This is a genomic window from Bacillus sp. SIMBA_031, assembly GCF_046535225.1.
Classification (GTDB): domain Bacteria; phylum Bacillota; class Bacilli; order Bacillales; family Bacillaceae; genus Bacillus; species Bacillus velezensis.
The window spans coordinates 155,177-170,361 of the sequence record NZ_JAWRXC010000001.1 but is presented as its reverse complement, the minus strand read 5'-3'; the positions used below and the strand labels follow the sequence as shown (position 1 = coordinate 170,361).

Genomic DNA, 15,185 nt, shown 5'->3' with positions numbered 1-15,185 from the left:
TTTATAATCGGGACACGCTGTTTTCAATGAAAAGGAGGAATGTTATGAAACTGATTCATGTTCTCGCCGCCCTGCCCTTTTTCGGAATTCTCGCCGGCATTCCATTTGCCAACCGGGTGACGCCTTATCTTTTCGGAATGCCTTTCATTCTTGCGTATGTCGTCATCTGGGCGGTGCTGACTTCCGTTCTGATGGCCGCCGTTTACAAACTGGACAAAGAAAACAAGACGGGTGAGGCGGAATGAACGCAGCATTTCCCGTAATGGCCGCCGTGCTCCTGTTTTGTGTATATCTCGGAATCCGGGCCCGAAAAGGAAAAAATATGGACCTTGAACAATGGACGGTGGGCGGACGCGGCTTCGGCACGATGTTTGTCTTTTTATTAATGGCGGGAGAAATATACACGACCTTTACATTCCTCGGCGGAAGCGGATGGGCTTACGGAAAAGGAGGCCCCGCCTTTTATATTATCGCGTACGGCTGCCTTGCCTACATTTTGTCATATTGGCTTCTGCCAGCCGTGTGGACTTACGCCAAACAACACAAACTGATGTCGCAATCAGATTTTTTTATTTCAAAATACAACAGCCCGCTCCTCGGCATTCTCGTATCGCTCGTCGGCATCGCATCCCTCATCCCCTATCTCGTCCTGCAGCTGAAAGGACTCGGATTAATTGTTTCAGCAACGTCATACGGACAGATTCCGCCCTCAGCCGCTGTCTGGATCGGCGCTGTCTCCATCACGATTTATGTGATGATATCAGGAATCCACGGTTCAGCATGGATATCAGTCGTTAAAGATATCATGATTTTAGGCATCGTCCTGTATTTAGGCATTTATCTGCCCATTCATTACTATGGCGGGTTTACGGAAATGTTCAAACAAATTGACGCCGCAAAACCCGGATTTCTCACGCTGCCGGAAACCGGACAGAGCGTTTCCTGGTTCAGCTCAACGGTTTTGCTGACCGCCCTCGGCTTTTATATGTGGCCCCATACATTTGCCGCTTCCTATTCGGCGGAGCATCCGCGGGTGTTTCGGAAAAACGCGATCATCATGCCTCTTTATCAGCTCGTCCTGCTGTTTGTCATCTTTACCGGATTTGCGGCGATTCTGCAGGTGCCCGGTTTAAAAGGGGCGGACACGGATCTCGCCTTATTAAAGCTGTCTGTGAAAACCTTTGATCCCTGGTTTGTCGGACTGATCGGATCGGCGGGCATTCTGACGGCGCTTGTACCCGGTTCAATGATATTAATGGCCTCAAGCACGCTGTTCGCCAAAAATGTGTACAAAGCCATTCTGCCCGGCACCACTGACGAAAAAGTCTCACGGCTCGCGAAATACGCCGTACCCGTCATCGCGCTGATATCCGTATATTTTACGCTGAAAGGCGGAAATACCATCGTCACCTTGCTTTTAATGGGCTACAGCCTTGTCACCCAGCTTTTCCCCGCCCTCTTATTCAGCCTGCCGAAGCGGCGTTTCATCACAAGCCACGGCGCTTTTGCCGGCATAACGGCCGGGGTCGGAACGGTGGCCTTCATTACGCTGACCGAATCAACCATCGGAACCCTCTTTCCGTTTCTTCCGCAGATCGTTAAGGATATGAATACAGGCATCATCGCACTGGTTCTGAACATTGCCGTCATGTTTGCAGTCAGCGCCGCAGTCAGAAAAAAACAAATCGGCGCAGCCGAAAAGGCGGCTTAAATGGTAAGATAGCGGTAAGATACACGAAAGGGGAAAAACGCATGATCATGACAACGACCGAAACCGTCGCCGGAAAACAGATTACGGAAGTGAAAGGCTTGGTGACAAGCAGTATCGTCCAGTCCAGACACATCGGCAAAGACTTGCTTGCAGGCTTAAAATCTGTCGTCGGCGGCGAATTGAAAAGCTATACTGAAATGCTGGAAGACTCCAAAAAAGCGGTGAAAGAGCGGCTGATCAGAGAGGCGGAGCAGCTCGGAGCGAACGCCATCGTCGGCCTGAGGTTCGAACTGACCGCAGGACAGAACACATCCGAATTAATCGGATACGGAACCGCCGTCACCGCCGAATCCATTTAAAAAAACAAGCCTCTTTAAAGAGGCTTGTTTTTTTATTTCTCACATGCGATATAGTCTTTATCTCGGTCAAGTCTTTTATTTGCATTGTAAAGCGCTTTTGATACATACGGCTTGTACTTTGTTCTGCCGCCCTTGTTTTTCACTTTCGACGATTTGGCCACGCCGCCCTTATACACCTTATTCAGCGCCTTGCAGTTTTGATACGTTTTTACCTTTGTTTTCGCTTCTGCCGTCTGCCCCGCTCCGTATGAACAACCGAACACCAGACCGAAAGACAAAAGCACAGCTGCCGTCTTTTTCATTTCTATCCTATCCCCTTTCCTGAATCATGCTGTATTGCTGAACATATCATAGTTCAAATAATCTCCATTTACAAGATAAATAGGAAAATAGTTTTAATTTACGTCCGCCCGTATATCTTTTATGGAATTTTTCCCAAAACCTTTTATAATATGAATTGATAGCGCTATCTGACTATGATGATAGGAGGAGAAATGATGATGAAAAAAGGGCTTCTTGCGGGTGTTCTCACTTCAGCCGTTCTATTCGGGGCATGTACGGCGGATATTCCGGGGGTGATCAGTCCCAATACGGCGGAAGCGGCGTCCCAGCTCAGCAAAGGAATCGGCGGAAGGGCCTACCTGAACAGCACGGGCTCAGTTCTCGTCACGAAAATTCAGCTTCCAAGCTCGATTCAGGTGTCAAATGGGACAGCCTATATTTACTCAGGATTTACCGGAGGCACAGAGGCTGATATCGGGCTTCAGTACAGTGACACCTATCATGTATGGAAACCAATCATGAAAGTCGGTTCAAAGGGACAAGGCCAGGTCCGGTATCTGGAAGGAGAAAGCCAATTCACCTATACGAAAGGCTTCCGGCCCGGCAGCACCGTACAGCTGACCATTTACAAAAATCTGAACGGCAATACCCGCGCCACATATTGGGGCACGAATAATGACGGATACACCGGCCGCATCATCTCAGAACTCGCCCAAACAAATGTAGGCTCTGTCTCAAAATGGAAAGCGCTCGCCACCGTCGCGGTCACATCAGAGGATCAGCGCCCTTACATCAAATCAAACTTCTCAACAGCCTTTACGAACATCACGATCGACAATAAAGCAGTCACACCTGTGATTGATACACAGGATTTTGCCAAATTGACAGTGTCAGGCAGCAGCGTCAGCATGTCTGTCGTCAAATAAAGAATGTTGAACGCACGATTTCTGACATCGTGCGTTTCGTGAGGGTCTGCCGGATACGCAAATCCCTTATTTTTCGGATGACGTTTAATAAACAAACTCTGTTACATTCAAAATGTCGATTTCTATATAACAATTAGAGGAACCTCATTTGCTGAGGTTCCCCGTTATTCTCCAACTCACGCACCGGTTAACTTCACATACTGTCAGCCGGCTCAGGGCTGTCCAATTTTAGTTAGAATATAGCTTTAACAGGTCTTGTGCTGGAAAACGATCTGCATCGTTCGCCTCAACAAAATATGCCAACTGCCATTTTTGTGTTTCGATAGCTTGTTTGCTAGTGGGATTTTCCCATTCAGGGTAAACTCTAATTGCCATTTTCCCTTTTGCAGCGGCTGTTTTAAGGATATTTTGCTTTACAAGAACTTCTTTTGGAAAAACAAATTGTCCAAAATGATGATTACTGGCAAAAGTATTGATAACCAATAAATCAGCAGCTTTTTCATATGAAAAGGCTTGGTTTTTACCATCTCCGTCTTTTTCCCAAAAAGCAACAAACTGTCCTATCTTGTTTGGCGTTATTTTTGCGACTCTGAATCGAACTGATGTTGAATGCAGTTGAAACATACCGGCCCCATACTCTGAGTTTTGAGCTTCTTCTTGAATATCATGTATCGTTAAGTGATTTGGTTCATAAAAAATTTTATTTACATATGTTAACGCCTTATAAAATTCATTCACTGCTTCGTACTCCTTATTTTTTATAGTACGTCATCCATTGCTTCTTGATTAAAATGGGCTGATCATGTGTTTCCAATAAAAAAACAGCCCTCCTCAGGATTGTTTTTTTAACATTTCTTTCATTATTTCCGCCAAAATACTGAGCAGTCCGCCTTATCCTGAATATTGAATTGAATCATGCGTTCAAGCAGCTCATAATGCACCGGTTCAGTCCATTGAATTCTGAACAAACGGGAAGTGGCGCTGTAGCCGGCACGGGCAATGTCGTCGGCAAAATGCGCAATTCCCGCTTCTTCGGGGGAAACACTTACATGATGCTTTGCTGCCGCAAAGCCGATAATAAAGGTGCCGTGATCGGTAAACATCGGCGTGTTCCACTTGATCTGCGCTTCTAAGTTCGGAAATTGGTCAGCCGTCCACGACAGGATTTCCTCCATTCGCAGACGATGATCAGGGCTGTCGATACTTGATAAATAGTCTTTGAAAACGTCCATGTCTTCCTCCTTCAACATCACGTCCGCTAGCGCCAAAACCCCGGATTTTCAGCTTTTTCCTTGATGTTAAATTCGATGATCTTCTTAAGCAGATCATAGTGCACCGGATCAGTCCATCGAATTCTGAACAGGCGCGAAGAAGCGCTGTACCCGGCTTGAGCGATGTCATCGGCAAAATGCTCCATCGTCTCTTTTTCAGGCAAAATGCTCAAATGATTTTTTGCCGCAGCAAACATAATGATATAGGTGCCGTGATCGGTAAATGTCGGTTTGTTCCACTTGATCTGCGCTTCTAAATTCGGAAATTGGCCAGCCGTCCACGACAAAATTTCCTCTGCTTTGAGACGGTGATCCGGGTTATCGATTCCTGATACATATTTTGCAAACACATCCATGCCCATCTCTCCTAAAATGAAATATCATTACTCTTTACATCATCATAGCCAACAGACGGACACGATACAACTCTGCCCGGGCATGTAAATCGAAAAAAGCCCTCCCCAAAAGGAGAGGACCCGTCCCTTCACATCACAGCTTTCTCTAATATCTCTCCCCCAGCTCCCGCAAAATAAAGTCGTAGATCATTCTTGTCCGCTCTTCTTTCGGATACAGCATGAATTCCTGCCGCTTCGGGATATGACTGCCCATCCTGTCCTGAAAAGTGGTTCTGAGATAGGCGGTTCTGTAAACCTGATTTTCAAAAGAATGATAGGATACTTCCAGTTCCATCGTTTTGCCGTTTGAGAACGTGACCGCTGTGTCATCAAATGCCGTCGGTTGAAAATCTTTAACGTGCACATGCGATATCCAGCCGCATTGAGGCCTTGCAGAAGAAAGTGTAGGGAATAAAAAGATGTGATTTGAAGGGTCCACCATAATCGGCGGCTTGTGAGAAATTTTAATCGCTTCATATGTTCCCGCTTTTCTCCCGGCATAGCTGGAGCCAAAGTAGCGGCAGCTTCTGTCGATGATGTGAATCGGCTTCATGCTGACATACAGAATGCAGTCTTTTTCAATGACCTTCGACCCCATTTTACCGTCTATTTCCTCAGGCAAAACAGCGATGGTTGAACGATTTACTTCATAGCTTTCTAAGGGTGCGTGTGTTTTCTGGCACATGATGTGCAGCCTCCAATCCTTTTCTTGAAAATTTATACTAATAATCTATCATCTGTCATTGAAAAACGACAGGTTTTTTTTGAATATAGCTAAAAATCACCTTTTAAAGATGTAATTTAGTCTTAAATTACTATTTAAATATTATTTTTCTTTTTCATTTCATCTCATTTATACAATGATCATTTTCGTTTTTTCGTCAATTTGCAGGATATGTCGATATATTTCCAAGTATTAGTTGTCTAAAGATTATAAAAATTAATTGATTTTTCCGGCCGTTATCCATATACTATAAAAAAGGCATTGGGGGGATTCTTTATGAAAGAGAAAAAGTCGTACACTGAGCTCATGAAGTCCCGCAACACGCAAAAAGCAAACGAATTCGATGTGACAATGGCCGATATTTACATTCAAATGGTGCTTGATGAATCCTTGTATAAACGCCGGATCGCCATACTGACAATGCAGATTAATAAGGCGCTTGATGATAAAAATAAAGAAGCGTTCCTCACGCTTTCAAAAGAATATGCAGCACTCAAACAGAGTGAATAAGCCAATCCATATGGATTGGCTTTTTTTACATTATCCGTTTACGATGGTGCCGCCGTTCACATGAATCATCTGTCCCGTGACATAGGAAGAATCATCGCTTGCTAGGTACAAATAGCTCGGCGCCACTTCAACAGGCTCTCCCGGTCGCTGCATCGGCACGTCTGAGCCGAAGACTTCCACTTCCTTCGCCGAGAAGCTCGCCGGGATCAGCGGCGTCCAGATCGGCCCCGGCGCCACTGCGTTTACCCTGATGCCCTGAGTGACAAGAGATTGGGAAAGAGATCTTGTAAACGTGACGATCGCCCCTTTTGTCGCTGAATAGTCAATCAATGTTTTGTGGCCTTTATAGGCGGTAATGGAGGCCGTATTAATGATTGAACTTCCTTTTTTCAGGTGAGGGAGCGCGGCTTTCGTTAAGTAAAACATTGAAAAAATATTCGTCTGAAACGTTCTGATGAGCTGGTGGCTCGTGATTTTCTCAATCCCCGGCTGTACGTGCTGCTCACCTGCGTTGTTGACCAGGATGTCAATGGAAGGAAAGGCTTGGCCCGCCTGGCGGATGACATCGTTGCAAAAGGCTTCGTCGCCGACATCCCCTGCGATCAGCAGACACTTCGCCCCCTCTTTTTCTACATATTGCTTCGTCTCTTCGGCATCCTGATGCTCATCAAAGTAAACGATGACCACATTAGCGCCTTCCTTCGCGAATAAAACGGATACGGCGCGGCCGATCCCGCTGTCTCCGCCCGTGATGATCGCCGTTTTCCCTTCAAGTTTTTTCGCCGCTTTCGGTTTGTCAAAAACGGGGCGCGGGTCCATTACATATTCAAAGCCCGGCTGCCGGTTTTGATGCTGCGGCGGCAAGGTTTTCTTCTTCTGGTTAGCCATTTTTATCACTCCTTTACATTAATTACTATATTATGAGTAATTTGAGCATCTTATACGAATTTCATGTATGAATAGAGTCTTATTGGAAAAATTAAGAATATACAACAGAGGAGGTAAATCTGAATTGACTACTTTTTCAAACGAGGAACCGGCTTCCTATTGGAAAGCAACAGCTGACATTCCTTCCTTTCCCGCCCTCACTGAAGATACGGAATGTGACGTTGCGGTTATCGGCGGAGGAATTACGGGCCTGACAACGGCATACGAACTGACGAAAAGAGGTTTCCGTGTCGCTGTCATTGAAGCAGACCGGATTTTAAACGGGACGACCGCGGGCACGACCGCAAAAATCACCGCCCAGCATGATTTCATCTATGCCGATCTTATTCAGCAGATCGGCCTGACCAGCGCAAGGCTGTATTTCGAAGCCCATCTCCGCGCCATGGAAGACATGAAGCAGATTATGAAGGACCTTTCGATTGAATGCAGACTGGCTGAACAAGACGCATATCTTTACACCAATACAGAATCAGGCGCCAAAAAAATCCGCAGCGAGCAGGAAGCTTATACCAAGCTCGGCATTGAACACGAGCTTGCGAAAGAACTTCCCGTCCCCGTTGATTGCAGTCTCGGTCTCGCCATGAAGAATCAGGCGCAATTCCATCCGCTTTTATATGGTGCGGCGCTCGTCAAAGAGATCGTTAAAAACGGGGCGCGGATTTTTGAACAGACGGCTGCGATCGACATAAAAAAAGAACCGCAGCCGGAAGTGGTCACGAAAAACAGACACGGCATCAAGTGCAGCTACATTGTCTGCTCTTCCCACTTTCCTTTTTATGACGGAGGGGGGCTTTACGCCGCCAGAATGTATGCCAGCAGGTCCTACGTACTCGCGGTAAAACCGAAACAAGCCTATCCGGACGGGATGTATCTCAGCATAGACAAGCCGTCCAGATCACTGCGATACACCGATTTAAACGGTGAAAAACTGGTTCTTGTCGGCGGCGAAAGCCACAAAACAGGCCAAGGAAAAGAAATGTCCGAGCATTACGAAGCGCTGAAACAATTTGCGGAAAACACAATCGGGGTTGAAAGCATCCCATATCATTGGTCTGCACAAGACCTTGTCACCATTGACAAAATTCCGTTCATCGGTCCCATCTCAGGCGATGAAGAACATATTTTGGCGGCGACCGGTTTTAAAAAATGGGGTATGACAAGCTCAGCGCTCGCCGCGAAGCTTTTGGCTGATCATATTCAAAACAAAAAGAACCCGTTTTCCGGCCTGTTTATCCCGTCACGCTTCCACGCAGATCCGGGACTGAAAAAACTGATCTCCTATAATGCCGACGTGGCCAAACACCTTATCTCGGGCAAACTTGAGAGGCCGGACGCTTCACCTGAGACTCTTCGGCCCGGGGAGGGAAAAATCGTAACGGTAAACGGCAAACGGGCCGGCGCCTATAAAGATGAAAAAGGCTGTCTGCATCTTGTCGATACGACATGCACCCATTTAGGCTGTGAGGTTGAATGGAATGACGGCGAACGGACGTGGGACTGTCCTTGTCACGGGTCCCGGTTCACACCTGACGGCGGGGTTGCCGAAGGTCCCGCCATCAAGCCGCTGAAACGCCTCACCCAAGATTGACTAAACCATTCGTACAGAATGGTTTTATTTTTTTCTGCATTAAAATATTTTTATCAGATTCCTTCATTCAAGTTCCTTCCATACCGATAAAAAGAAAAAGAGAATATCTGGGGGAACTTATATTGTTATTTAAAAAAGACCGCAAAAAAGAAACAGCTTATTTTTCAGAAGCCGATGAAAAAAAACGCATCGCGCTTTCAAATCAATATGCAGATGTCCAAAAACAGCTGAAAATGGTCAAGCTCGGAAACGAAGAACTTCATGTGCTTGAAGAGCTGCAGCCGTTAATTAAAGAACATATCTCAACAATCGTCGATTCCTTTTACCGAAATCTGGATCATGAAAAATCATTAATGACGATCATTAACGACCACAGCACGGTCGAGCGCCTGAAAAAAACATTACGGCGTCATATCCATGAGATGTTTGCCGGCACGATTGATGATGAATTCATTGAAAAAAGACAGCGCATCGCTTCCATCCACTTGCGGATCGGCCTTGAACCGAAATGGTATATGGGAGCGTTTCAAGATCTGCTTCTGTCGATGATGAACATATATGAAGCAGCAATCCCGGATTTGCATGAGCTTTTAAAAGCGATCAAAGCGACGACGAAAATATTGAATCTTGAACAGCAGCTCGTCCTTGAAGCATTCCAGACTGAATATAACTGCCAGCGTGACGAACAAGAGGAAAAGAAAGCCCGTCTTCATCAGAAAATCCAGGAAACATCCGGATCACTCGCTGATTTGTTTTCAGAAACGAGCAGAGCCGTGCAGGAGCTGGTCGACAAATCCGAGGGCATTTCCGAGGCGTCAAAAGCCGGCACCGTCACTTCCGTACATGTCGAAGAAAAATCAATCGGCGGAAAAAAAGAGCTTGAAAGCCAGCAGAAGCAGATGAATAAAATCGACGCCAGCCTTCTGCAGATTGAAGAAGAAATGGACAAGCTGAATGACATCGCCCAGCAGATCGAAAAAATCTTCGGCATCGTGACGGGGATCGCCGAGCAAACGAATCTCCTGTCACTCAACGCTTCAATAGAATCTGCGAGAGCCGGTGAGCACGGCAAAGGGTTCGCCGTTGTCGCGACGGAGGTAAGAAAGCTTTCAGAGGATACGAAAAAAACCGTTTCCACCGTATCAGAGCTCGTGAACAATACCAATACACAAATCGACATCGTGTCCAAACATATTAAAGATGTAAACGGACTTGTAAGTGAAACGAAAGAAAAAATGGCGCAGATCAACCGTCTGTTTGATGACATCGTCCAAAGCATGAAAACGAGCAAAGACCAGACAGGCAAAATCGACGTTGATTTGCAGGCCTTTCTCGGCGGTCTTCAAGAAGTCAGCCGCGCCGTATCCCACGTTGCATCATCCGTTGATTCACTTGTTATCCTTACAGAAGAATAAAGATAAACCGACCGGCCTTTTTCATAAAGGGCCGGTCTTTTTAATGTTAACTAAAAATATAATATAGTTGACATATATAATGACTCGCTTTATTGTATAAACATATTTTGATAAGCTGGAGGAATACATAATGAAATTGACAGAAATGATGCATATTGCCGTGTTTACCGCCATTATGGGACTTTTGGGACTGCTCCCGCCGCTTTTCTTATCCTTTACGCCGGTTCCGATTACGCTCCAGACGATCGGTGTGCTCTTATCGGGAAGCATCCTAAAACCGAAAGCGGCGTTTTTAAGCCAATTGCTGTTTTTGCTGATTGTGGCATGCGGAGCGCCTCTCCTTTCAGGCGGCAGAGGCGGGTTCGGGGTTTTTTTCGGGCCGAGCGCCGGATATCTCATCGCATATCCGCTGGCGGCATTACTGCTGAGCCTCAGCATCCAAGGCCTTCGCTCAGCTGCTGTCCCCCATTTGTTTATCAGACAGTTCTTGTTCGGCGTGCTGTTTTTGTATGTCATCGGCATTCCCGTTCAGGCTTTTATAATGCACATTGATATCTTGACTGCCGTAAAGCTCAGCCTCATCTATGTGCCCGGAGATCTGCTTAAAGCGGCCGCAGCCTCATTCGCAGCCGTAAGAATCAGAAAAACTCTTCAAGCAAGCCGGCTTTTGCCGACGAAAGGAAGCTGATTTTAGTCATCATGATTACATCATCATATTCAGATACAGCCGGACAAGCGCCGGAACAGATCGCAATTCAGACAGAAACAGAACAGATCACCTATCAAACTTGGAACAGGCTAGTAAACCAAACCGCAAACTGGCTTGGCAGCCTTTCAGGTAAGCCGGAAAACATTGCAATATTACTGCCGAACGGCATCCCTTTTTTACAACTTTTCGCAGGCGCGGCGCATGCCGGCTGCACGGCGGTTCCGTTAGATCCCCGCTCGGCTGCGGCGGAACTCGCGGATCAGCTGCACATCAGCAAAACCGACCTCGTCATCTGTGACCGCCGGCTGAGCGGCAGACTGGACGGCGTCAAAACGCCTGTCATCCTGTGGGATGAATGCAGGCCTTTGATTGAGGCCGAAAAAACGGAAGGCGCTTTGATCAAAAACGCCGGCCTGCCCTTTTATACCGGGTTCACCTCGGGATCGACCGGTAAGCCGAAAGCCTTCACCCGCTCTCACCGTTCGTGGCTGGAGAGCTTTTCTTGTACGAAACGTGAATTCGGCATTTCCCCTGATGACAAAGTGCTGGTACCGGGCACGCTTCGCTCGTCACACTTTTTATACGGCGCCGTCAGCACTTTGTTTATCGGCGGAACCGTCATCCTTCAAAGAAAATTCAATCCGGCCGGAATGAAAGACCGGCTCAGACAAGCTGACGTTCTATATACCGTTCCGACAATGACGGACGCCCTGCTCTCACTAGAGGCGTTTCCGGATACACCGCTCAAGGTGATTTCTTCCGGTGCAGACTGGCCCGCTTCGTCAAAACAAGCGCTGTCAGAGCGCTATCCCCATTTGCGGTTGTACGATTTTTACGGAACGTCTGAGCTGAGTTTCGTGGCGTTCTTATCGCCTGAAGACAGCGCCCGAAAGCCTGACGCCGCGGGCCGTCCGTTTGAAAATGTTACAATCGAAATCCGCCGCCCCGGAGGAGAGCGCTGCATGCCGGGCGAAACGGGGAAGATTTTTGTGAACAGCCCGATGAAATTTTCCGGATACATCAACGGCGCAAAACCTGATGATTCCGGCTGGATAACGGTTGATGACATGGGATATATCGATCGTGAAGGCTATCTTTATATCGAAGGACGTGAAAACGGGATGATCGTATCAGGCGGCCTGAATGTATTCCCCGAAGAGATAGAACGTGTGCTCAACCGCTGTCCGGGCGTCAGAAAAGCGGCCGTCATCGGCATTCCTGATGATTATTGGGGCAGTATCGCCGTTGCGGTGATCGACGGACATGCAAATGTAAAGGAACTGAAGAAACAGTGCCGCGAGCAGCTGGCAGCATATAAAATCCCGAAAAAATGGCTGTTTTCAAAAATACCGGAAACAGCCGGCGGAAAGATCGCCCGTGCCGCCGTACAAAAGCAGGCAAAGGACATGATGGAATGGAAGCTGTAATTACGGATGCGAAACGGACGATTTTCGCCCGGGAAAACGGCCTGTTAAAAGACTGTCTCCCAGAAGATTTGGCAGCTCCGCTGATCCGCCATTTGAGCCGGAACATGCCCGAAGACATTGATGAAGTCCTGATCGGAAACGCGACGGGCCGCGGCGGGAATCTCGCCCGGCTGTCAGCCTTGGCCGCCGGACTTCCTTTGAGCGTGTCCGGTACGACCATCGACAGGCAGTGCGGCTCCGGACTGGACGCCGTGAGGGTCGCGTGCCACTTTGTCAAAGCCGGCGCGGGGAGCACGTACATCGCGGGAGGAGCGGAGAGCAGCAGCCGTTCCCCTTTCTCATCCCGGGCGCGCTTTTCTCCTGAACACATCGGCGATCCTGATATGGGCATAGCAGCCGAGTATACGGCACAGGCTTACGGCGTAACGAGAAAGATGCAGGACGAATATGCCCTTCTCAGCTATGAACGGAGCGTCAAAGCGCACGAAGACGGCTTGTACAGCCGGGAAATTCTTCCCTGTCACGGATTCGCCGCTGACGAAAACATGCTGAAAAAGCGGAACATGGAGCCTCTCATCTCCCGTGCCAAACCCGTCTTTCAGTCCGGAGGCTCTGTCACCGCCGCCAACAGCTGCGGAATTTCTGACGGGGCGGCGGCAGTTTGTGTGATGGAAGAACAAAAAGCGCGGTCTCTCGGTTTAAAGCCGGGATTGCGTTTTATCGGAAGCGCGGTAAGCGGCGTCCATCCGCATTATCCGTCAGCAGCCCCGGTTTATGCCGTCAAAAAGCTTTTGAAGGAACGGAACCTGTCACCGGATGATATTGATATATACGAAATCAACGAGGCGTTTGCCGTCAAAATATGCGTTTTTTCACAGCAGCTTCGAGTGCCGTATTCTAAAATAAATGTCCGGGGCGGCGCTCTGGCGGTCGGGCATCCGTACGGGGCTTCCGGGGCGGCGCTTGTCACCCGGCTTTTTTACGAAGCAAAAAGACGCCCGGATGCCCGCTACGCAGCAGCAGCAATCGGCAGCGGAGGGGGAGTCGGACTGGCGCTTCTCTTTGAAGTGTTAACGTAACGGCAGTATAATAGATGATATCGATAAAAAATTGATCGGAGTGGAGACTTTATGACTGCCGTTTGTTTAGTAAGACATGGAGAGACTGATTGGAATGCCCAAAAGAAGCTTCAAGGCAAATCGGATATTCCGTTAAATGCGACGGGAGAGCGTCAGGCGAAAGAAACAGGAGAGTACTTAAAGGGGTCCGAATGGGATGTCATCGTCTCAAGCCCGATGAAACGGGCCAGAAAAACAGCTGACATTATTAACGGGTTTTTGAATCTTCCCATTGTCGTCATGGAAGATTTCAGAGAACGGAGCTACGGTGATGCGGAAGGAATGTCTTTATCGGAACGGTCGAAGCGCTACCCGGATAAAAACTACCCGAACATGGAGACCGCAGAAGAGCTGACAGACAGAATGCTTGCCGGTTTAGTGAAAGTTCAGGAGCGGTTTCCTGAGCAAAAAGTACTGATCGTCGCTCACGGCGCAGCCATTCACGCCCTCTTGTCCGCCATTTCTGACGGTGATACCGACATACAAAACGCTAAGCTTGTCAATGCGTGCCTGAGCAATATAGAACGAATTGAAAATAAGTGGCGCATCAAAGATTACAATGTAAGCAGCCACCTGTCAGAATCATAACAAAAAGGCCCGAATTCAGTTTTGGGCCTTTTTGGCGAGCATTTTTTTCTGAAGATCATGTAATATGGCGTCCGCACCGTCAATGCTCCGGCGCTCCGTCCATACCGCCCTGTCCGCGCGGTAAACGTGTCCGTTTTTTACGGCCGTCAGCTGTTTCCAGAGGTGATTTTTTTCGGGTTCTTTCTCACCGTCCAACAGCACGATGTAATCAGGATCGATATGCAAAAGCTGCCCGGGCGTCATTTTGATACAGTCTGATTTCCCGCCGGAATCCGTCTGGACGGCATATGTAAACCCTGCAAGCGTCAAAAGCCGGGACGTAAAAAACCGATCATCCTTTACGGAAATGCTGTCATTTGCAGCGTCAATTAATAAAATCGTGCCGCCTTCTGCATCCAGCTTTCTTTTGATGTCATTCAGCTTTTCTTCCTGAGCCGACAATTGTTTCTCTATGATGCCCTCTTTACCGACCGCCTTTTCAATGGTAAGGGCAGCGTCAACCGCATCCTGATAATCCGCAGCTTCATTTTTTAAAGCGATTGTCGGAGCGATCTTTGTCAGTTTTCGGTATATCCCCCTGTGAAGGCTTGAGTCTGCAATGATGAGATCGGGTTTTAACGAAGTGATCTTTTTCAAATCGGGATATGACGGGGCCCGACGGACGGACTGCCGTCGTTTCGCTCTGACCGGCTATCCGCGGCGGCCGCCGGCTTTATGCCGAGATCATGGAGGGTGTCAATAAAGCCCTCATTCAATACGGCGATGCGCTGCGGGTGCGCAGTCACATGCGCGGTCCCCAGATCGTGCCTGACGGCGGTTTCATGTTCCTGTTCTGAGCATGCCGTTATGAAGAGAACGGATAAGATCATCAGCATACTGAAAATTGGTTTCATCTGTTCCTCCTCTTTCGTTTTTCCGCAATTATATCATTGACAATATAAGTATCAATGATATTCATTATCATTATTTTTATAAAATGGTTTCACAGCTTTTCTCCGTCAAGAAAGCCGAAGACTGATTCATGCCGGCCGCTTTATTTCATTCCGCTTTCGTTTCCATCAGACTTCTGCATTCAACAAAAGGTGACATTTATCCTGTTTTTGCCTCAGATTCCAAAAATGGAATCAAACCGTTCGACCCAGCAAACAAGAGAGCGATTGCGGCTGTGTACAAATACTCATGTCCTTCCATCGGTTTTTTCCATTAAAATTTAA

The 15,185-nt window shown here is 47.7% G+C and carries 17 protein-coding genes and 2 pseudogenes; 12 read left to right on the top strand and 7 right to left on the bottom strand.

The features are described 5' to 3' along the window. Positions 1–44: 44 nt before the first annotated feature. The 3 genes from SB724_RS00910 to SB724_RS00900 are packed head-to-tail and all read left to right on the top strand — an operon-like array spanning position 45 to position 2,070. Positions 45–245, top strand: a complete 201-nt coding sequence (locus tag SB724_RS00910) for a DUF3311 domain-containing protein (RefSeq protein WP_265972268.1) — start codon at positions 45–47, stop codon at positions 243–245. Further along, positions 242–1,711: a sodium:solute symporter family protein gene (locus SB724_RS00905; RefSeq protein WP_029325959.1), complete on the top strand. Its 1,470-nt coding sequence runs from the start codon at positions 242–244 to the stop codon at positions 1,709–1,711. The genes SB724_RS00910 and SB724_RS00905 overlap by 4 nt, the downstream gene beginning before the upstream one ends. Positions 1,712–1,752: 41 nt before the next feature. Continuing rightward, the gene (locus SB724_RS00900) at positions 1,753–2,070 is read left to right on the top strand and encodes a YbjQ family protein (protein ID WP_003155166.1); all 318 of its coding nucleotides are present in this window, start codon (positions 1,753–1,755) and stop codon (positions 2,068–2,070) included. Between the two features lie 32 nt (positions 2,071–2,102). Here SB724_RS00900 and SB724_RS00895 read toward each other — a convergent pair whose 3' ends face one another. Next, a complete protein-coding gene (locus SB724_RS00895) occupies positions 2,103–2,372 on the bottom strand; it encodes an excalibur calcium-binding domain-containing protein (protein ID WP_003155168.1) in 270 nt (89 codons plus the stop codon). A 195-nt stretch (positions 2,373–2,567) separates the two neighbouring features. Here SB724_RS00895 and SB724_RS00890 point away from each other — a divergent pair, with 195 nt between their 5' ends. Continuing rightward, positions 2,568–3,278: a YrpD family protein gene (locus SB724_RS00890; protein WP_082997804.1), complete on the top strand. Its 711-nt coding sequence runs from the start codon at positions 2,568–2,570 to the stop codon at positions 3,276–3,278. A gap of 228 nt (positions 3,279–3,506) precedes the next feature. On the opposite strand, the gene SB724_RS00885 is transcribed toward SB724_RS00890, so the two are convergent. From SB724_RS00885 to SB724_RS00870, 4 genes are all read right to left on the bottom strand, one after another. Continuing rightward, positions 3,507–4,016, bottom strand: a complete 510-nt coding sequence (locus tag SB724_RS00885; RefSeq protein ID WP_410569764.1) for a MepB family protein — start codon at positions 4,014–4,016, stop codon at positions 3,507–3,509. A 122-nt stretch (positions 4,017–4,138) separates the two neighbouring features. Beyond that, positions 4,139–4,510, bottom strand: coding sequence for an iron chaperone (locus SB724_RS00880; RefSeq protein WP_044802770.1), 372 nt, complete (start codon positions 4,508–4,510; stop codon positions 4,139–4,141). 26 nt (positions 4,511–4,536) lie between these two features. Continuing rightward, positions 4,537–4,905, bottom strand: a complete 369-nt coding sequence (locus SB724_RS00875; RefSeq protein ID WP_012117235.1) for an iron chaperone — start codon at positions 4,903–4,905, stop codon at positions 4,537–4,539. Positions 4,906–5,050: 145 nt separating this feature from the next. Further along, positions 5,051–5,629 (bottom strand): competence protein ComK, encoded by a 579-nt coding sequence (locus SB724_RS00870; protein WP_003155179.1) that lies wholly within the window; start codon positions 5,627–5,629, stop codon positions 5,051–5,053. Positions 5,630–5,944: 315 nt separating this feature from the next. On the opposite strand from SB724_RS00870, the gene SB724_RS00865 reads away from it, so the two are divergent. Beyond that, a complete protein-coding gene (locus tag SB724_RS00865) occupies positions 5,945–6,178 on the top strand; it encodes an IDEAL domain-containing protein (protein WP_032874382.1) in 234 nt (77 codons plus the stop codon). 30 nt (positions 6,179–6,208) lie between these two features. On the opposite strand, the gene SB724_RS00860 is transcribed toward SB724_RS00865, so the two are convergent. Then, positions 6,209–7,066, bottom strand: a complete 858-nt coding sequence (locus SB724_RS00860) for an SDR family oxidoreductase (RefSeq protein ID WP_410569761.1) — start codon at positions 7,064–7,066, stop codon at positions 6,209–6,211. 124 nt (positions 7,067–7,190) lie between these two features. Between SB724_RS00860 and SB724_RS00855 the strand changes: the two genes are divergently transcribed. The 7 genes and pseudogenes from SB724_RS00855 (at position 7,191) to SB724_RS00825 (ending at position 13,971) form a co-directional block, all read left to right on the top strand. Continuing rightward, the gene (locus tag SB724_RS00855) at positions 7,191–8,714 is read left to right on the top strand and encodes an FAD-dependent oxidoreductase (RefSeq protein ID WP_410569759.1); all 1,524 of its coding nucleotides are present in this window, start codon (positions 7,191–7,193) and stop codon (positions 8,712–8,714) included. Then, positions 8,711–9,370, top strand: a pseudogene (locus SB724_RS00850) (protoglobin domain-containing protein); the annotation flags it as partial. The gene SB724_RS00855 and the pseudogene SB724_RS00850, both read left to right, overlap by 4 nt. Positions 9,371–9,613: 243 nt before the next feature. Next, positions 9,614–10,129, top strand: coding sequence for a methyl-accepting chemotaxis protein (locus SB724_RS00845; protein ID WP_369878811.1), 516 nt, complete (start codon positions 9,614–9,616; stop codon positions 10,127–10,129). A 130-nt stretch (positions 10,130–10,259) separates the two neighbouring features. Continuing rightward, positions 10,260–10,817, top strand: a complete 558-nt coding sequence (locus tag SB724_RS00840) for a biotin transporter BioY (protein ID WP_014304743.1) — start codon at positions 10,260–10,262, stop codon at positions 10,815–10,817. A gap of 11 nt (positions 10,818–10,828) precedes the next feature. Continuing rightward, entirely contained in the window at positions 10,829–12,265 is a 1,437-nt protein-coding gene (locus SB724_RS00835; protein ID WP_410569756.1) for an acyl-CoA synthetase, read from the top strand. Next, a complete protein-coding gene (locus tag SB724_RS00830) occupies positions 12,253–13,344 on the top strand; it encodes an acetyl-CoA C-acyltransferase (RefSeq protein ID WP_410569754.1) in 1,092 nt (363 codons plus the stop codon). Before SB724_RS00835 ends, SB724_RS00830 begins: the two co-directional genes overlap by 13 nt. Positions 13,345–13,395: 51 nt before the next feature. Beyond that, complete coding sequence (locus tag SB724_RS00825; protein ID WP_410569752.1) at positions 13,396–13,971, top strand: histidine phosphatase family protein; 576 nt, start codon at positions 13,396–13,398, stop codon at positions 13,969–13,971. 15 nt (positions 13,972–13,986) lie between these two features. Here the strand turns inward: SB724_RS00825 and SB724_RS00820 are convergent. Further along, positions 13,987–14,864, bottom strand: a pseudogene (locus tag SB724_RS00820) (ABC transporter substrate-binding protein). Positions 14,865–15,185: the final 321 nt, after the last annotated feature.

Coding starts and splice junctions, on each gene's coding strand:
- SB724_RS00880 (WP_044802770.1), bottom strand. CDS start 4,510: ATGGACGTTTTCAAAGACTATTTATCAAGTATCGACAGCCCTGATCAT.
- SB724_RS00895 (WP_003155168.1), bottom strand. CDS start 2,372: ATGAAAAAGACGGCAGCTGTGCTTTTGTCTTTCGGTCTGGTGTTCGGT.
- SB724_RS00865 (WP_032874382.1), top strand. CDS start 5,945: ATGAAAGAGAAAAAGTCGTACACTGAGCTCATGAAGTCCCGCAACACG.
- SB724_RS00830 (WP_410569754.1), top strand. CDS start 12,253: ATGGAAGCTGTAATTACGGATGCGAAACGGACGATTTTCGCCCGGGAA.
- SB724_RS00835 (WP_410569756.1), top strand. CDS start 10,829: ATGATTACATCATCATATTCAGATACAGCCGGACAAGCGCCGGAACAG.
- SB724_RS00890 (WP_082997804.1), top strand. CDS start 2,568: ATGATGAAAAAAGGGCTTCTTGCGGGTGTTCTCACTTCAGCCGTTCTA.
- SB724_RS00900 (WP_003155166.1), top strand. CDS start 1,753: ATGATCATGACAACGACCGAAACCGTCGCCGGAAAACAGATTACGGAA.
- SB724_RS00860 (WP_410569761.1), bottom strand. CDS start 7,066: ATGGCTAACCAGAAGAAGAAAACCTTGCCGCCGCAGCATCAAAACCGG.
- SB724_RS00875 (WP_012117235.1), bottom strand. CDS start 4,905: ATGGATGTGTTTGCAAAATATGTATCAGGAATCGATAACCCGGATCAC.
- SB724_RS00845 (WP_369878811.1), top strand. CDS start 9,614: ATGAATAAAATCGACGCCAGCCTTCTGCAGATTGAAGAAGAAATGGAC.
- SB724_RS00840 (WP_014304743.1), top strand. CDS start 10,260: ATGAAATTGACAGAAATGATGCATATTGCCGTGTTTACCGCCATTATG.
- SB724_RS00825 (WP_410569752.1), top strand. CDS start 13,396: ATGACTGCCGTTTGTTTAGTAAGACATGGAGAGACTGATTGGAATGCC.
- SB724_RS00910 (WP_265972268.1), top strand. CDS start 45: ATGAAACTGATTCATGTTCTCGCCGCCCTGCCCTTTTTCGGAATTCTC.
- SB724_RS00905 (WP_029325959.1), top strand. CDS start 242: ATGAACGCAGCATTTCCCGTAATGGCCGCCGTGCTCCTGTTTTGTGTA.
- SB724_RS00870 (WP_003155179.1), bottom strand. CDS start 5,629: ATGTGCCAGAAAACACACGCACCCTTAGAAAGCTATGAAGTAAATCGT.